The organism is Pseudoxanthomonas sp. Soil82 (genome assembly GCF_040446535.1).
Taxonomy (GTDB): domain Bacteria; phylum Pseudomonadota; class Gammaproteobacteria; order Xanthomonadales; family Xanthomonadaceae; genus Pseudoxanthomonas; species Pseudoxanthomonas kaohsiungensis.
In genome coordinates, this window is record NZ_JBEAAK010000006.1 from 1 (window position 1) to 17,430 (window position 17,430).

13 protein-coding genes and 1 tRNA gene are annotated in these 17,430 nt (G+C 66.6%); all 14 read left to right on the top strand.

Translation table 11 applies throughout. From position 1 onward, the window contains the following. Positions 1–672: EF-Tu C-terminal domain-related protein (locus ABKA19_RS15575; RefSeq protein ID WP_353689690.1), on the top strand; the 672-nt coding region annotated here is incomplete at its 5' end. A 102-nt stretch (positions 673–774) separates the two neighbouring features. Beyond that, a tRNA-Trp gene (locus tag ABKA19_RS15580) sits at positions 775–850 on the top strand. A 60-nt stretch (positions 851–910) separates the two neighbouring features. After that, positions 911–1,315, top strand: a complete 405-nt coding sequence (gene secE / locus ABKA19_RS15585; RefSeq protein WP_162376514.1) for a preprotein translocase subunit SecE — start codon at positions 911–913, stop codon at positions 1,313–1,315. Between the two features lie 13 nt (positions 1,316–1,328). Next, positions 1,329–1,886 carry a transcription termination/antitermination protein NusG gene (nusG, locus tag ABKA19_RS15590; protein WP_162376515.1) on the top strand — a complete coding sequence of 186 codons (558 nt, stop codon included), beginning with the start codon at positions 1,329–1,331 and terminating at the stop codon, positions 1,884–1,886. A gap of 214 nt (positions 1,887–2,100) precedes the next feature. After that, a complete protein-coding gene (gene rplK / locus ABKA19_RS15595; RefSeq protein WP_353689691.1) occupies positions 2,101–2,529 on the top strand; it encodes a 50S ribosomal protein L11 in 429 nt (142 codons plus the stop codon). 4 nt (positions 2,530–2,533) lie between these two features. Continuing rightward, positions 2,534–3,232, top strand: coding sequence for a 50S ribosomal protein L1 (gene rplA, locus ABKA19_RS15600; protein ID WP_353689692.1), 699 nt, complete (start codon positions 2,534–2,536; stop codon positions 3,230–3,232). Positions 3,233–3,604: 372 nt separating this feature from the next. Further along, entirely contained in the window at positions 3,605–4,138 is a 534-nt protein-coding gene (rplJ, locus tag ABKA19_RS15605; protein ID WP_353689693.1) for a 50S ribosomal protein L10, read from the top strand. Between the two features lie 56 nt (positions 4,139–4,194). Continuing rightward, positions 4,195–4,569: a 50S ribosomal protein L7/L12 gene (gene rplL, locus ABKA19_RS15610; RefSeq protein ID WP_162376517.1), complete on the top strand. Its 375-nt coding sequence runs from the start codon at positions 4,195–4,197 to the stop codon at positions 4,567–4,569. A 264-nt stretch (positions 4,570–4,833) separates the two neighbouring features. Beyond that, positions 4,834–9,024, top strand: coding sequence for a DNA-directed RNA polymerase subunit beta (gene rpoB, locus ABKA19_RS15615; protein WP_353689694.1), 4,191 nt, complete (start codon positions 4,834–4,836; stop codon positions 9,022–9,024). Between the two features lie 86 nt (positions 9,025–9,110). Further along, complete coding sequence (gene rpoC, locus ABKA19_RS15620; protein WP_353689695.1) at positions 9,111–13,340, top strand: DNA-directed RNA polymerase subunit beta'; 4,230 nt, start codon at positions 9,111–9,113, stop codon at positions 13,338–13,340. Between the two features lie 239 nt (positions 13,341–13,579). Beyond that, positions 13,580–13,954, top strand: coding sequence for a 30S ribosomal protein S12 (gene rpsL, locus ABKA19_RS15625; RefSeq protein WP_013536001.1), 375 nt, complete (start codon positions 13,580–13,582; stop codon positions 13,952–13,954). Between the two features lie 16 nt (positions 13,955–13,970). Then, positions 13,971–14,438, top strand: coding sequence for a 30S ribosomal protein S7 (rpsG, locus tag ABKA19_RS15630; RefSeq protein WP_052630561.1), 468 nt, complete (start codon positions 13,971–13,973; stop codon positions 14,436–14,438). 131 nt (positions 14,439–14,569) lie between these two features. Continuing rightward, entirely contained in the window at positions 14,570–16,699 is a 2,130-nt protein-coding gene (gene fusA / locus ABKA19_RS15635; protein ID WP_162376520.1) for an elongation factor G, read from the top strand. Between the two features lie 89 nt (positions 16,700–16,788). Further along, on the top strand, positions 16,789–17,430 hold a 642-nt coding region (locus ABKA19_RS15640), incomplete at its 3' end, for a GTP-binding protein (RefSeq protein WP_353689696.1).

The following is a 17,430-nucleotide window of genomic DNA, read 5'->3' on the forward strand; positions in this document are numbered from 1 at the left end:
TCGGCGCGCCTGGCGCTGGAAGGCGACCAGAGCGAGATCGGCGTGCCGGCGATCCTGAAGCTGGTGGACGCGCTGGACAGCTGGATTCCGCTGCCGGAGCGCGACATCGACAAGCCGTTCCTGATGCCGGTGGAAGACGTGTTCTCGATCTCGGGCCGCGGCACCGTGGTGACCGGCCGCATCGAGCGCGGCATCATCAAGGTGGGCGACGAAATCGAGATCGTGGGCATCCGTCCGACGCAGAAGACCACGGTCACCGGCGTGGAGATGTTCCGCAAGCTGCTGGACCAGGGCCAGGCGGGCGACAACGCGGGCCTGCTGCTGCGCGGCACCAAGCGTGACGACGTGGAGCGTGGCCAGGTGCTGGCCAAGCCGGGTTCGATCACCCCGCACACCGAGTTCGAGGCCGAGGTGTACGTGCTGTCGAAGGACGAGGGCGGCCGCCACACCCCGTTCTTCAAGGGCTACCGCCCGCAGTTCTACTTCCGCACCACCGACATCACCGGCGCGGTTCAGCTGCCGGAGGGTGTGGAGATGGTGATGCCGGGCGACAACGTGAAGATGGTGGTCACGCTGATCAACCCGGTGGCGATGGACGAAGGCCTGCGCTTCGCGATCCGCGAGGGCGGCCGCACCGTCGGCGCCGGCGTCGTGGCCAAGATCATCAAGTAAGCCCCCTGCGGATCCCGGCGACGGGTTCGCCGGAAAGCGCGAAGGGCGGGCCGGAACCACGGTCCGCCTTCGCCGTCTAAGGGAAGCCAGCGTTTTCAACGTACGCCAGTAGCTCAATTGGCAGAGCAGCGGTCTCCAAAACCGCAGGTTGGGGGTTCGAGTCCCTCCTGGCGTGCCACTTCCCGCAGTTCCGCGAGGCAGGCCCCACCGGGCCGCAACGGCAAGAGAGCGACAAGACTTGAACAGCAAGATCAACCCGGCACCGTCCGCTTCCGGCGGCGACATCGTCAAGTACGTCATTGCCGCGCTGCTGGTGCTGGGCGGACTGTTCGTCTGGTTCTGGTTCTCGGCGCCCGAGCGCGCCGTGGCGCTCGGCACGTGGGCCCCGCAGCTGCGCGGCCTGGCCGTCGCGCTGGGCCTGGTGGCGGGCACGCTGGTGTTCCTCACCAGCGCCAAGGGCCACGACGTCCGCGATTTCCTGTCCGAGTCCCGCTTCGAGCTGCGCAAGGTGGTCTGGCCGACCCGCCAGGAAACCACCCGCATGACCTGGGTCGTGATCGCGGTGGTCATCATCCTGAGCCTGATCCTGGCCGGGTTCGATTTCGTCGTGCAGAAGGCGATCCAGTGGTTCCTGGGTCGCTGAGGAGAATGTCGCAGTGAAGCGTTGGTACGTGGTTCATGCCTATTCCGGTTTCGAGAAGAGCGTCGCCCAGGCGCTGCGCGACCGCATCGTCCGCAACGGCATGGAAGACCGCTTCGGCGAAGTCCTGGTCCCGACCGAGGAAGTGGTCGAGATGCGCGCCGGCCAGAAGCGCCGCTCCGAGCGCAAGTTCTTCCCGGGCTACGTGCTGGTGCAGATCGAGACCCACGACGAGGGCGGCATTCCCCGCATCGACAGCGAGAGCTGGCACCTGATCAAGGAAACCTCCCGGGTCATGGGATTCATCGGCGGCACCGCCGACCGCCCGCTGCCGATCCGCGACGAGGAAGCCGACGCCATCCTGCAGCGTGTCCAGGAGGGCGTGGAGAAGCCGCGTCCGAAGGTCCTGTTCGAGCCGGGCCAGATGGTCCGGGTCACCGACGGTCCGTTCAACGACTTCAACGGCGTGGTCGAAGAGGTCAACTACGAGAAGAGCCGCCTGCGCGTGGCCGTGCTGATCTTCGGCCGCTCGACCCCGGTGGAACTGGAGTTCGGCCAGGTCGAGAAGGCCTGACCCCCCGGCGGCCCCGGCCGCCGCCCAAGGGGTCGAAAACCCTGCTATACTGCGCGGCTCCCTGCCCGGGTCAGCCGGGCTACCGCACCGGCCGCCGCCCTGGCGGCCGTTCGCGCGAACGGATTCCAAGCGTCAACGCGACGCCGGGACGCGTGATTTTCCCGGAACGATGGGGAGCCTGCCTGGCAGGCGCTAGCACCCGGAGAGCATTGAAATGGCAAAGAAAGTTGTCGGTTACATCAAGCTGCAGGTGAAGGCCGGCCAGGCCAACCCCTCGCCGCCGGTCGGTCCTGCGCTGGGCCAGCGCGGCCTGAACATCATGGAGTTCTGCAAGGCGTTCAACGCGGCGACCTCCAAGCTCGAGCCGGGTCTGCCGACCCCGGTCATCATCACGGCCTACTCGGACCGTACCTTCACCTTCGTCACCAAGAGCACCCCGGCCACCGTGCTGCTCAAGAAGGCGGCCGGCCTCACCTCCGGCTCCAAGCGCCCGAACACCGAGAAGGTGGGCAAGGTCACCCGCAAGCAGCTCGAGGACATCGCCAAGGCGAAGGAACCCGACCTGACCGCGGCCGACCTGGATGCGGCTGTGCGCACCATCGCGGGCTCGGCCCGTTCGATGGGCCTTGTGGTGGAGGGCTGAGAACATGGCACTGAACAAGCGACAGAAGGCGATCAAGGCGGCAGTGGAGCCGGGCAAGGCTTACTCCATCGATGAGGCGCTGAAGATCATCAAGGGCTTCACCAAGGCCAAGTTCGTCGAGGCCGTCGACGTCTCGGTGCGCCTGGGCGTGGACGCCAAGAAGTCCGACCAGCAGGTGCGCGGCTCGACCGTGCTGCCGGCCGGTACCGGCAAGAGCGTGCGCGTGGCCGTGTTCGCCCCGGCCGGCGCCAAGGCCGACGAGGCGCTGGCTGCCGGCGCCGAGGCCGTGGGCATGGACGACCTGGCCGAGAAGATGCTGGCCGGCGACCTGAACTACGACGTCGTCATCGCCACCCCGGACGCCATGCGCGTGGTCGGCAAGCTCGGCCAGGTGCTGGGCCCGCGCGGCCTGATGCCGAACCCGAAGGTCGGCACCGTGTCGCCGAACCCGGCCGAGGCGGTGAAGAACGCCAAGTCGGGCCAGGTCCGCTACCGCACCGACAAGGCCGGCATCATCCACGCCACGATCGGCAAGGCCGATTTCGGCGACGACGCGCTGAAGTCGAACCTGCAGGCGCTGCTGCTGGACCTGATCAAGGCCAAGCCGGCGACCTCCAAGGGCCAGTACCTGCAGAAGATCTCGCTGAGCTCGACCATGGGCCCGGGCGTGACCGTCGACCAGGCGTCGCTGAGCCTGAAGTAATCGTTTCACCCCGCTTCGCCGCGCATGTGGCGGAGCGGGCTTTTGAGGGCAGTCGCCGCGCTCCGGCGTGGCGACAGCCGTCAAAGACCGCAGGTGCGGTCCGCGCACATCGGCGACGGGCAGGGAAGCTCGGGAACGGCAGGGATTCGCCGTCGATGCAGCGGGGTCGCTTAATCAAGGGTCCGTCCGGACCCAAGCCTGCGTAGATGGTGCCGCCTTCTGGAAGTTTTCCCGGCACGACCGACCATTCGGGCGTACGGATCAGAAAGGCCAGCACCGGGATGCCCGAGGCATCCCCGGCGCGCACGGAAGGGCGCCGCCCAGGACCGCAAGCGGCAGGAGCCGCGAGCGGAGTTACTACGGAGGAGTGTTATGGCTCTCAATCTGTCCCAGAAGAAGGAAGTCGTCGCCGAACTGGCCGACGTCGCCGCCAAGGCGCACTCCCTGATCGCCGCCGAGTACGCAGGCACCACGGTCTCCCAGATGACCGCGATGCGCAAGAAGGCCCGCGAGAACGGCGTGTTCTTGAAGGTTGTCAAGAACACGCTGGCCGCGCGCGCCGTCGAAGGCACCGAGTTCGAGTGCACGAAGGACGTGCTCACGGGCCCGCTGCTGTACGCGTTCTCGACCGAGGAGCCCGGCGCTGCCGGTCGCCTGATCAAGGAGTTCGCCAAGACCAACGACAAGCTGCAGCCGAAGGTGGTCGCCGTGGGCGGCCAGCTGTACCCGGCCAGCCACGTCGAGGTCCTGGCTTCGCTGCCGACGCTCGACCAGGCCCTGGCCATGCTGGCCCGCGTCCTGGCCGAACCGGCCACCATGTTCGCCCGCGCGGTCAAGGCCGTCGCCGAGCAGCAGGGTGGTGGCGAAGAAGCCGCCCCGGCCGAAGAGGCTCCGGCCGAGGCCTGAGCCGCGTCGACGATTCCCGAAATCCCTTTCCAGAAAACATTCAGAAGGTAATCACAATGTCCCTTTCCAACGAGCAGATCGTCGAAGCCATCGCCGGCAAGACCCTGATGGAAGTGATGGAGCTGGTCAAGGCCATCGAAGAGAAGTTCGGCGTCTCCGCCGCCGCCCCGGTCGCCGTGGCCGCCGGCCCGGCCGCCGCCGCCGCCCCGGTCGAGGAGCAGACCGAGTTCACCGTCGTGCTGAAGGCCGCCGGCGAGAAGAAGGTCGAGGTCATCAAGGCCGTCCGCGCCATCACCGGCCTGGGCCTGAAGGAAGCCAAGGACCTGGTCGAAGGCGCCCCGAAGGACGTCAAGGAAGGCGTGTCGAAGGACGACGCCGCCAAGTTCAAGAAGGACCTGGAAGCCGCCGGCGCGACCGTCGAGCTCAAGTAAGCGGCATCTTGCATCGCCGGCATACTCGGTGATGCGCGGAGGCTGGGGGCGAAAGCCCCCGGCCTTTGGTCGTTCCGGGGCTCCATGCCGCGGGATGGCGGAAACACCTCGAAAACCCAGCCTCACGCACATTGCGGAGCTGGTAGTCGGAAGTAGCGGGATAGGGCGTGCTGGTGCCGGCAATACCAGCGACTACCGACTGACAGCTTCATGTTCCCCCCGGTCCGCGGACGCGCGGCCCGCACTGCCAAAGGTGGTACATCCATGACGACGTATTCGTTCACCGAGAAGAAGCGCATCCGCAAGGATTTCGGCAAGCAGCGCTCGATCCTCGAGGTGCCCTTCCTGCTGGCCATCCAGGTCGATTCCTACCGGGACTTCCTGCAGGCCGACACCGACCCGGCCAAGCGCCGCGACCAGGGCCTGCACGCCGCCCTGAAGTCGGTGTTCCCGATCAGCAGCTACAGCGGCAATGCCGCGCTGGAATACGTCGGCTACAAGCTCGGCGAGCCGGTGTTCGACGAGCGCGAGTGCCGCAACCGCGGCCTGAGCTACGGCGCGCCGCTGCGCGTGACCGTGCGCCTGGTGATCTACGACCGCGAGTCGTCGACCAAGGCGATCAAGTACGTCAAGGAGCAGGAGGTCTACCTCGGCGAGATCCCGCTGATGACCGAGCACGGCACCTTCATCGTGAACGGCACCGAGCGCGTCATCGTCTCGCAGCTGCACCGTTCGCCGGGCGTCTTCTTCGACCACGACCGCGGCAAGACCCACAGTTCGGGCAAGCTGCTGTACAGCGCCCGCATCATCCCCTACCGCGGCTCCTGGCTGGACTTCGAGTTCGACCCGAAGGACGCGCTGTACACCCGCATCGACCGTCGCCGCAAGCTGCCGGTGACGATCTTGCTGCGCGCGCTTGGCTACAACAACGAAGAGATGCTGCGCGCGTTCTTCGAGATCAACACCTTCCACATCGACCCGAGCGAGGGCGTGCAGCTGGAGCTGGTGCCCGAGCGCCTGCGCGGCGAGACGCTGAACTTCGACCTGGCCGACGGCGAGAAGGTCATCGTCGAGGCCGGCAAGCGCATCACCGCGCGCCACGTCCGCCAGCTGGAGCAGTCGGGCATCACCGCGCTGGCGGTGCCGGACGAGTACCTGCTCGGCCGCATCGTCGCCCATGACGTGGTCGACGCGAACACCGGCGAACTGCTGGCCAGCGCCAACGACGAGATCACCGACGAACAGCTGGCCGCCTTCCGCAAGGCCGGCGTGGCCAGCGTCGGCACGCTCTGGGTCAACGACCTGGATCGCGGCCCGTACCTGTCCAACACCCTGCGCATCGATCCCAGCCGCACCCAGCTCGAAGCGCTGGTCGAGATCTACCGGATGATGCGCCCCGGCGAGCCGCCGACCAAGGAAGCGGCCCAGAACCTGTTCCACAACCTGTTCTTCACCTTCGAGCGCTACGACCTGTCGGCCGTGGGCCGGATGAAGTTCAACCGCCGCGTTGGCCGCAAGGACGTGCTCGGCCCGGCCGTGCTGTTCGACTCCAAGTATTTCGGCGATCGCAACGACGAGGATTCCAAGTCGCTGGTCGCCGCGCAGGGCGACACCTCCGACATCCTCGACGTGCTTCGCGTGCTGACCGAGATCCGCAACGGCCGCGGCACGGTGGACGACATCGACCACCTGGGCAACCGCCGCGTGCGTTCGGTCGGCGAAATGGCCGAGAACGTGTTCCGCGTGGGCCTGGTCCGCGTCGAGCGCGCGGTCAAGGAGCGCCTGTCCATGGCCGAGTCCGAGGGCCTGACCCCGCAGGAGCTGATCAACGCCAAGCCGGTGGCCGCCGCGATCAAGGAGTTCTTCGGCTCCTCGCAACTGTCGCAGTTCATGGACCAGAACAACCCGCTGTCGGAAGTCACCCACAAGCGCCGCGTGTCGGCCCTGGGCCCGGGCGGCCTGACCCGCGAGCGCGCCGGCTTCGAAGTGCGCGACGTGCACCCGACCCATTACGGCCGCGTCTGCACCATCGAGACCCCGGAAGGCCCGAACATCGGCCTGATCAACTCGCTGGCGGTGTTCGCCCGCACCAACCAGTACGGCTTCCTCGAGACGCCGTACCGCAAGGTCGTGGACGGCCGCATCACCGACGAGGTCGACTACCTGTCGGCGATCGAGGAGAACGAGTACGTCATCGCCCAGGTCAACGCCGCGCACGACAAGAACGGCAAGCTGACCGAGGCGTTCGTGCCGGTCCGCCACCAGGGCGAGTCGCTGCTCAAGCCGCCGTCCGAGATCCACTACATGGACGTCTCGCCGATGCAGACCGTGTCGGTCGCCGCGGCGCTGGTTCCGTTCCTCGAGCACGACGACGCCAACCGCGCGCTGATGGGCGCCAACATGCAGCGCCAGGCCGTGCCGACGCTGCGGGCGCAGACCCCGCTGGTCGGTACCGGCATCGAGCGCGCCGTGGCGCGTGACTCGGGCGTTACCGTGAACGCGCGCCGTGGCGGCGTGATCGAGCAGGTCGACGCCGGCCGCATCGTGGTCAAGGTCAACGAGTCGGAGATCTCCGGCGAGCATGACGCGGGCGTGGACATCTACACCCTGACCAAGTACACCCGCTCCAACCAGAACACCTGCATCAACCAGCGTCCGCTGGTCCACGTGGGTGACGTGGTGGCGCGCGGCGACGTGCTGGCCGACGGCCCGTCCACCGATATCGGCGAGCTGGCCCTGGGCCAGAACATGCTGATCGCGTTCATGCCGTGGAACGGCTACAACTTCGAGGACTCGATCCTGCTGTCGGAGCGCGTGGTCCAGGAAGACCGCTACACCACGATCCACATCGAGGAGCTGACCTGCGCGGCCCGCGACACCAAGCTGGGCCCGGAGGAGATCACCGCCGACATCCCGAACGTGTCCGAGCAGGCGCTCAACCGCCTGGACGAGTCCGGCGTGGTGTACATCGGTGCCGAAGTGCGCGCCGGCGACATCCTGGTCGGCAAGGTCACGCCCAAGGGCGAGAGCCAGCTCACCCCGGAAGAGAAGCTGCTGCGCGCGATCTTCGGCGAGAAGGCTTCGGACGTTAAGGACAGCTCGCTGCGCGTGCCCCCGGGCATGGACGGCACGGTCATCGACGTGCAGGTCTTCACCCGCGACGGCATCGAGAAGGACAAGCGCGCCAAGCAGATCGAGGAAAGCGAGATCAAGCGCGTCAAGAAGGACTTCGACGACCAGTTCCGGATCCTGGAGGCGGCGATCTACGCGCGCCTGCGTTCGCAGATCGTCGGCAAGGTCGCCAACGGCGGCCCGGGCCTGAAGAAGGGCGACACCCTGACCGACGCGTACCTGGACGGCTTGAAAAAGGCCGACTGGTTCCTGCTGCGGATGAAGGACGAGGATGCCTCCGAGGCCATCGAGCGCGCGCAGAAGCAGATCGCCGCGCACGAGAAGGAGTTCGAGCGCCGCTTCGACGACAAGCGCGGCAAGATCACCCAGGGCGACGACCTCGCCCCGGGCGTGCTGAAGATGGTCAAGGTGTTCCTGGCCGTGAAGCGCCGCATCCAGCCGGGCGACAAGATGGCCGGCCGCCACGGCAACAAGGGCGTCGTCTCCAACGTCGTCCCGGTCGAGGACATGCCGTACATGGCCGACGGCAACTCGGTCGACATCTGCCTCAACCCGCTGGGCGTGCCGTCGCGCATGAACATCGGCCAGATCCTTGAGGTGCACCTGGGCTGGGCCGCGAAGGGCCTGGGCAAGCGCATCCAGAAGATGCTGGACCAGCAGCGCGCGGTGTCCGAGCTGCGCGAGTTCCTGGGCAAGGTCTACAACCATGACTCGGCCCTGGCCGGTGCGCGCGTGGACCTTGGCCAGTTCAGCGACGAGGAGCTGCTGAACCTGGCGCAGAACCTGACCGGCGGCGTGCCGATGGCCACCCCGGTGTTCGACGGTGCGCACGAGGACGAGATCCGCAGCATGCTGGAGCTGGCTTATCCGGACGAGGATCCCGAAACGGCGCTGCTCGGCTTCAATGCCAGCAAGACCCAGATGCAGCTGCACGATGGCCGCACCGGCGAGCCCTTCGACCGCAAGACCACCGTCGGCTACATGCACTACCTGAAGCTGAACCACCTGGTCGACGACAAGATGCACGCCCGCTCGACCGGCCCGTACTCGCTCGTTACCCAGCAGCCGCTGGGTGGCAAGGCGCAGTTCGGCGGCCAGCGCTTCGGCGAGATGGAAGTCTGGGCGCTCGAGGCGTACGGCGCGGCCTACACCCTGCAGGAAATGCTGACGGTGAAGTCCGACGACGTGCAGGGCCGCAACCAGATGTACAAGAACATCGTCGACGGCAACCACGAGATGGTCGCCGGCATGCCGGAATCCTTCAACGTGCTCGTGAAGGAAATCCGTTCGCTGGCCATCAACATGGAGTTGGAGGACGAGTAAGGCGCCAGGCGCCCCATCCCCCGGGATGGGGCGTCGCGATCCCCATCGACCCCTCGACCTGCCTTTACTCCTGACGGAGACACGAAATGAAAGACCTGCTCAACCTCTTCAACCAGCAGCGCCAGACGCTGGACTTCGACGCGATCAAGATCGCGCTGGCCTCGCCCGACCTGATCCGTTCGTGGTCCTTCGGCGAGGTGAAGAAGCCGGAGACGATCAACTACCGCACCTTCAAGCCCGAGCGCGACGGCCTGTTCTGCGCCGCCATCTTCGGCCCGATCAAGGACTACGAGTGCCTGTGCGGCAAGTACAAGCGCATGAAGCACCGCGGCGTGGTCTGCGAGAAGTGCGGCACGGAAGTGACCCTGGCCAAGGTGCGCCGCGAGCGCATGGGCCACATCGACCTGGCCAGCCCGGTCGCGCACATCTGGTTCCTCAAGTCGCTGCCCTCGCGCATCGGCCTGATGCTGGACATGACCCTGCGCGACATCGAGCGGATCCTGTACTTCGAGGCGTTCGTGGTCACCGAGCCGGGCCTGACCCCGCTCGAGCGCCGCCAGCTGCTCACCGAAGAGCAGTACCTCACCGCGCGCCAGGAGCACGGCGATGACTTCGACGCCGCGATGGGCGCCGAGGCGATCTACGAACTGCTGCGCACGATCGACCTGCAGGCCGAGATGGCCCGCCTGCGCGAGGAGATCGCGGCCACCGGCTCGGAAACCAAGCTCAAGCGCCTGACCAAGCGGATCAAGCTGATCGAGGCGTTCATCGACTCCGGCAACCGCCCGGAGTGGATGGTCATGACCGTGCTGCCGGTGCTGCCGCCGGACCTGCGCCCGCTGGTCCCGCTGGATGGCGGCCGCTTCGCGACCTCCGACCTGAACGACCTGTACCGCCGCGTCATCAACCGGAACAACCGCCTGCGCCGCCTGCTGGAGCTCAACGCGCCCGACATCATCGTGCGCAACGAGAAGCGCATGCTGCAGGAATCGGTGGACGCGCTGATGGACAACGGCCGCCGCGGCCGCGCCATCACCGGCACCAACAAGCGCCCGCTCAAGTCGCTGGCCGACATGATCAAGGGCAAGCAGGGCCGCTTCCGCCAGAACCTGCTCGGCAAGCGCGTCGACTACTCGGGCCGTTCGGTCATCGTGGTCGGTCCGTACCTGCGGCTGCACCAGTGCGGTCTGCCGAAGAAGATGGCGCTGGAGCTGTTCAAGCCGTTCGTTTTCGCCAAGCTGCAGCGTCGCGGCCTGGCCACCACGATCAAGGCCGCCAAGAAGCTGGTCGAGCGCGAAGAGGCCGAGGTGTGGGACATCCTCGAAGAGGTGATCCGCGAGCACCCGGTGCTGCTGAACCGCGCCCCGACCCTGCACCGCCTGGGCATCCAGGCGTTCGAGCCGGTGCTGATCGAGGGCAAGGCCATCCAGCTGCACCCGCTGGTCTGCACCGCGTTCAACGCCGACTTCGACGGTGACCAGATGGCCGTGCACGTCCCGCTGAGCCTCGAGGCCCAGCTGGAAGCGCGCGCGCTGATGATGTCCACCAACAACATCCTGTCGCCCGCCAACGGCGAGCCGATCATCGTGCCGTCGCAGGACGTGGTGCTCGGCCTGTACTACATGACCCGCGCCCTGGAGAACAAGAAGGGCGAAGGCATGGCGTTCGCCAGCGTCGCCGAGGTCAAGCGCGCCTACGACAACCGCGTGGTCGAGCTGCACGCCAAGGTCAAGGTCCGCATCGCCGAGGTGGCCACCGACGAGGCCGGCAACAAGCAGAAGTCGACGTCGATCGTGGAGACCACGGTCGGGCGCGCGCTGCTGGCCGACATCCTGCCGGAGGGCCTGCCGTTCGCCCTGGCCAACACCGAGTTGAACAAGAAGGCGATCTCGCGCCTGATCAACTCGTGCTACCGCCAGCTCGGCCTGAAGGACACGGTCGTGTTCGCCGACCAGCTGATGTACACGGGCTTCGCCTTCGCGACCCGCGCCGGCGTGTCGATCGGTATCGACGACATGCTGATTCCCGACGAGAAGAAGGGCATCCTGACCGAGGCCGAGGCCGAGGTGCTGGAGATCCAGGAGCAGTACCAGAGCGGCCTGGTCACCGCCGGCGAGCGCTACAACAAGGTGGTCGACATCTGGTCGCGCACCAACGAGCGCATCGCCAAGGCGATGATGGACACCATCGGCACCGACCGGGTGATCAACGCCAAGGGCGAGGAGATCGGCGAGAAGTCGATGAACTCGCTCTACATCATGGCCGACTCCGGCGCCCGCGGTTCGCAGGCGCAGATCCGCCAGCTGGCCGGCATGCGCGGCCTGATGGCCCGTCCGGACGGCTCGATCATCGAGACGCCCATCAAGGCGAACTTCCGCGAAGGCCTCAACGTGCAGGAGTACTTCAACTCCACGCACGGCGCCCGCAAGGGCCTGGCCGATACCGCGCTGAAGACCGCGAACTCGGGTTACCTGACCCGTCGCCTGGTCGACGTCGCGCAGGACGTGGTGATCACCGAAGTCGATTGCGGCACCGTGCACGGCCTGACCATGACCCCGATCGTGGAAGGCGGCGACGTGGTCGAGCCGCTGCGCGATCGCGTGCTGGGCCGCGTCGTGGCCGAGGACGTGTTCCTGCCGGGCAACGACGAGGATCCGATCGTCACCCGTAACACCCTGCTCGACGAAGCCTGGGTGCAGAAGCTGGAAGACGCCGGCGTTCAGTCGATCAAGGTGCGCTCGACGATCACCTGCGAATCGGGCTTCGGCGTGTGCGCCCAGTGCTATGGCCGTGACCTGGCCCGCGGCCACATCGTCAACATCGGCGAAGCGGTCGGCGTCATCGCCGCCCAGTCGATCGGCGAGCCCGGCACCCAGCTGACCATGCGTACGTTCCACATCGGTGGCGCGGCGTCGCGTGCGGCCGCGGTGGACAACATCACCGTCAAGACCACCGGTTCGGTCAAGTTCAACAACCTCAAGTCGGTCGCGCATTCGGCCGGCCACCTGGTCGCGGTGTCGCGTTCGGGCGAGATCTCCGTGCTCGATCCGCACGGCCGCGAGCGCGAGCGCTACAAGCTGCCGTACGGCGCGACCATCACCGTCAAGGACGGTGCCGAGGTCAAGGCCGGCCAGTCGGTCGCCAACTGGGATCCGCACAACCACCCGATCGTCTCGGAAGTGGCGGGCTTCATCCGCTTCGTCGACTTCATCGATGGCGTCACCGTCATCGAGAAGACCGACGAGCTGACCGGCCTGGCCTCGCGCGAGATCACCGATCCGAAGCGCCGCGGCTCGCAGGGCAAGGATCTGCGCCCGCTGGTCCGCATCATCGACAAGGACGGCAAGGACCTGACCATCCCGGGCACCGACCTGCCGGCGCAGTACCTGCTGCCGCCGCGCTCGCTGGTGAACCTGCAGGACGGCGCACCGGTCGGCGTGGGCGACGTGGTCGCCAAGATCCCGCAGGAAGCGTCCAAGACTCGCGACATCACCGGCGGCCTGCCGCGCGTGGCCGACCTGTTCGAGGCGCGCAAGCCGAAGGATCCGGCGATCCTGGCCGAGCGTTCGGGCGTGGTCAGCTTCGGCAAGGACACCAAGGGCAAGCAGCGCCTGATCATCAGGGACAACGAGGGCGGCGAGCACGAGGAGCTGATCCCGAAGTACCGGCAGATCATCGTGTTCGAAGGCGAGCACGTGACCAAGGGCGAGACCGTGGTCGACGGCGAGCCGAGCCCGCAGGACATCCTGCGCCTGCTGGGCATCGAGCCGCTGGCCGCGTACCTGGTGAAGGAGATCCAGGACGTCTACCGCCTGCAGGGCGTGAAGATCAACGACAAGCACATCGAGGTCATCACCCGGCAGATGCTGCGCAAGGTCGAGATCACCGACCAGGGCGACAGCAAGTTCCTCAATGGCGAGCAGGTGGAGCGCCAGCGCGTCATCGAGGAGAACGCGCGCCTCGTTGGTCGCAACGAGCTGCCGGCGAAGTTCGACCCGGTGCTGCTGGGCATCACCAAGGCCTCGCTGGCGACCGAGTCGTTCATCTCCGCGGCGTCCTTCCAGGAAACCACCCGCGTGCTGACCGAGGCTGCCGTCCGCGGCACCCGCGACAGCCTGCGCGGCCTGAAGGAAAACGTGATCGTCGGCCGCCTGATCCCGGCGGGCACCGGCCTGGCGTACCACAGCCAGCGCCGCCGCAGTGCGACTGGTCTCACCGAGGCTGAGATGAATGCGCTGTCCGGCGGCCCCGAGCCGGCTGCGGCCGCGGCGACGGTGGTCGAGGCCGTAGACGGCGACGACGCTTCGGAGGCGTGATCGCCGGCCGGGCTCTTCCGGCTCGCAACACATGGGCGGGGCGGGGAAGGATCCCCGCCGAGCCGCCTCGCGTGCCGGGTTGACCGGTGCTGCGGGTGGCGGGGCTGGAAACTGGGTCGGTTGACGCAGTTTCCGGCCGGCCGCTATACTCTCCTGTCTCGGCAGGCCGTCCTTCGGCCTGCCGTCGTTTTCACGTACCGGCTCCGGCTTGCGGAGCCCCAAGCAGAAGAACCTTACCAATGGCGACAATCAACCAGCTGGTCCGCAAGCCGCGGCAGGCGGAAACCTACAAGAGTGCCTCGCCGGCGCTCGAGAAGTGCCCGCAGCGTCGTGGCGTTTGCACGCGCGTGTACACCACCACCCCGAAGAAGCCGAACTCGGCCCTGCGCAAGGTCGCCAAGGTCCGCCTGACCAATGGCTACGAGGTCATCTCGTACATCGGCGGCGAAGGCCACAACCTGCAGGAGCACTCGGTCGTCCTGATCCGCGGTGGCCGCGTCAAGGACCTTCCCGGTGTCCGTTACCACACCGTCCGCGGTTCGCTTGACGCCGCTGGCGTGACCAAGCGTCGCCAGGGCCGTTCGAAGTACGGCGCCAAGCGCCCGAAGAGCTGATTGAGGAAGCCCGACAATGTCCCGTAAAGGTTCCACCCCCCAGCGCGCCGTCCTTCCCGATCCGAAGCACGGGAGCGAGACCATCGCCCGCTTCATCAACATGGTGATGAAGAGCGGCAAGAAGTCGATCGCCGAGAACATCGTGTACGACGCGATGGACGTGATCGGCGAGAAGAATCCCAACGCCATCGAGCTGGTGCAGAAGGCGCTGGACAACGTTTCGCCGTCGGTCGAAGTGAAGTCGCGTCGTGTTGGCGGCGCTACCTACCAGGTGCCGGTCGAAGTGCGTTCGTCCCGCCGCTTGGCCCTGTCCATGCGCTGGCTGATCGATTCCGCCCGCAAGCGCGGCGAGAACACCATGGCCCGCAAGCTGGCCGCCGAGCTGATCGACGCGTCGGAAAATCGCGGTGGCGCCATCAAGAAGCGCGAAGAAACCCACCGCATGGCCGAGGCCAACAAGGCCTTCGCGCACTACCGCTGGTAATGCCGCCGGGCCCGTGATCGGGCCCGAGCGACCAGCCCGGGCGGCGCGGCAGGCTCCGCGCCCCCGTATCCCGGAAGCCGGCGCCGAGCGCCGCTCCGCCATCGAAAGCCCCAAGCAAACGAGAGACTCCCGTGGCTCGCACCACTCCCATCGAGCGTTACCGCAACTTCGGCATCATGGCCCACATCGATGCCGGCAAGACCACGACGTCCGAGCGCATCCTGTTCTACACCGGCAAGAGCCACAAGATCGGTGAAGTGCATGATGGCGCCGCGACCATGGACTGGATGGAGCAGGAGCAGGAGCGTGGCATCACGATCCAGTCCGCCGCCACGACCGCGTTCTGGAAGGGCATGGACAAGTCCCTGCCCGAGCACCGCTTCAACATCATCGACACCCCCGGGCACGTCGACTTCACCATCGAAGTCGAGCGTTCGCTGCGCGTGCTCGACGGCGCGGTGTTCGTGCTGTGCGCCGTGGGCGGCGTGCAGCCGCAGTCGGAAACCGTGTGGCGCCAGGCCAACAAGTACCACGTGCCGCGCATCGCGTTCGTCAACAAGATGGACCGCACCGGCGCCAACTTCTACAAGGTCCGCGACCAGCTGAAGTCGCGCCTGGGCGCCGTTGCCGTGCCCATGCAGGTGCCGATCGGTGCCGAGGACGGCTTCGAGGGCGTGGTCGACCTGCTCAAGATGAAGGCCATCCACTGGGATGCAGCCTCGCAGGGCCTGAACTTCGAGTATCGCGACATCCCGGCCGACCTGGTTGCGAAGGCCGAGGAAGAGCGCGCCTTCATGGTCGAGTCCGCGGCCGAAGCCAGCGAAGAGCTGATGAACAAGTACCTCGAGGGCGGAGACCTGACCGAGGAAGAGATCATCGGCGGCCTGCGCGAGCGCACGCTGAAGACCGAGATCGTGCCGATGTTCTGCGGCTCGGCGTTCAAGAACAAGGGCGTGCAGGCCATGCTGGACGGCGTGGTCAGCCTGCTGCCGTCGCCGGTCGACGTGCCGCCGGTGAAGGGCGTCGACGTCGACGACGAGACCAAGGAGCTGACCCGCGAGTCGAGCGACAAGGCTCCGTTCTCGGCGCTCGCGTTCAAGATCATGACCGACCCGTTCGTCGGTTCGCTGACCTTCTTCCGCGTCTACTCCGGCACGCTGAACGCCGGCGACGCCGTGTTGAACTCGGTCAAGGGCAAGAAGGAGCGCATCGGCCGGCTGCTGCAGATGCACTCCAACAATCGCGACGAGATCAAGGAAGTGCTGGCCGGCGACATCGCCGCGGCCGTGGGCCTGAAGGACGTCACCACCGGCGACACCCTGTGCTCGCAGGATGCGCCGATCGTCCTGGAGCGCATGGCGTTCCCGGAACCGGTGATCTCCATGGCGGTCGAGCCGAAGACCAAGTCCGACCAGGAAAAGATGGGCATCGCCCTGGGCCGCCTGGCGCAGGAAGACCCGTCGTTCCGCGTGCGCACCGACGAAGAGTCCGGCCAGACCATCATCTCGGGCATGGGCGAGCTGCACTTGGACATCATCGTTGACCGCATGAAGCGCGAGTTCAACGTCGAGGCCAACGTCGGCAAGCCGCAGGTGGCGTATCGCGAAACGATCCGCCTGAGCGACGTCAAGTCGGACTACAAGCACGCCAAGCAGTCGGGCGGCAAGGGCCAGTACGGCCACGTCGTCATCGAGCTGTCGCCGCTGACCGCGGAGGACCGCGAGAAGTACGCGGCCGACATCAAGGACGACTTCCTGTTCCTCAACGAGATCACCGGCGGCGTCATCCCGAAGGAGTTCATCCCGTCGGTCGAGAAGGGCATGCGCGAGACCATCACCAGCGGCCCGCTGGCCGGCTTCCCGGTCGTGGGCGTGAAGGCCAAGCTCGTGTTCGGTTCGTACCACGACGTCGATTCGTCGGAAATGGCGTTCAAGCTGGCCGCTTCGATGGCGTTCAAGCAGGGCTTCGCCAAGGCCAAGCCGGTGCTGCTGGAGCCGATCATGAAGGTCGAGATCGTCAGCCCGGAGGATTACCTGGGCGACGTGATGGGCGACGTGAGCCGCCGCCGCGGCGTGCTGCAGGGTCAGGACGAAAGCCCCTCGGGCAAGATCATCAACGCGATGATCCCGCTGGGCGAGATGTTCGGCTACGCGACTACCCTGCGTTCGATGAGCCAGGGCCGCGCGACCTTCTCAATGGAGTTCGACCATTACGAAGAAGCGCCGAACAACATCGCCGAGACGGTCATCAAGAAGGCATGACGTGTGCGCCCCTCCATGGGCGCGAATATCAGGAAGCGGCCATCCGTGGCCGCACTTCTCAAGAAAATCCAGTTCAAGAGGCATAGACAATGGCCAAGGGTAAGTTCGAGCGCACCAAGCCCCACGTGAACGTGGGCACGATCGGTCACGTTGACCATGGCAAGACGACGCTGACGGCGGCGCTGACGAAGATCGGCGCGGAGCGTTTTGGCGGCGAGTTCAAGGCGTACGACGCGATCGACGCGGCGCCGGAAGAGAAGGCGCGCGGCATCACGATTTCGACGGCGCACGTGGAATACGAATCGGCCACGCGCCACTACGCGCACGTGGACTGCCCGGGCCACGCCGACTACGTGAAGAACATGATCACCGGTGCGGCGCAGATGGACGGTGCGATCCTGGTGTGCTCGGCCGCCGACGGCCCGATGCCGCAGACGCGCGAGCACATCCTGCTGTCGCGCCAGGTGGGCGTGCCGTACATCGTGGTCTTCCTGAACAAGGCGGACATGGTGGACGACGCCGAGCTGCTGGAGCTGGTGGAGATGGAAGTCCGCGAGCTGCTGAGCAAGTACGAGTTCCCGGGCGACGACACCCCGATCATTTCGGGCTCGGCGCGCCTGGCGCTGGAAGGCGACCAGAGCGAGATCGGCGTGCCGGCGATCCTGAAGCTGGTGGACGCGCTGGACAGCTGGATTCCGCTGCCGGAGCGCGACATCGACAAGCCGTTCCTG

Bases quoted from the DNA above. Each gene is read 5' to 3' on its own strand.
- rplK (WP_353689691.1), top strand. From the start codon at position 2,101: ATGGCAAAGAAAGTTGTCGGTTACATCAAGCTGCAGGTGAAGGCCGGC.
- rplA (WP_353689692.1), top strand. From the start codon at position 2,534: ATGGCACTGAACAAGCGACAGAAGGCGATCAAGGCGGCAGTGGAGCCG.
- rplJ (WP_353689693.1), top strand. From the start codon at position 3,605: ATGGCTCTCAATCTGTCCCAGAAGAAGGAAGTCGTCGCCGAACTGGCC.
- rplL (WP_162376517.1), top strand. From the start codon at position 4,195: ATGTCCCTTTCCAACGAGCAGATCGTCGAAGCCATCGCCGGCAAGACC.
- rpoB (WP_353689694.1), top strand. From the start codon at position 4,834: ATGACGACGTATTCGTTCACCGAGAAGAAGCGCATCCGCAAGGATTTC.
- rpoC (WP_353689695.1), top strand. From the start codon at position 9,111: ATGAAAGACCTGCTCAACCTCTTCAACCAGCAGCGCCAGACGCTGGAC.
- rpsL (WP_013536001.1), top strand. From the start codon at position 13,580: ATGGCGACAATCAACCAGCTGGTCCGCAAGCCGCGGCAGGCGGAAACC.
- rpsG (WP_052630561.1), top strand. From the start codon at position 13,971: ATGTCCCGTAAAGGTTCCACCCCCCAGCGCGCCGTCCTTCCCGATCCG.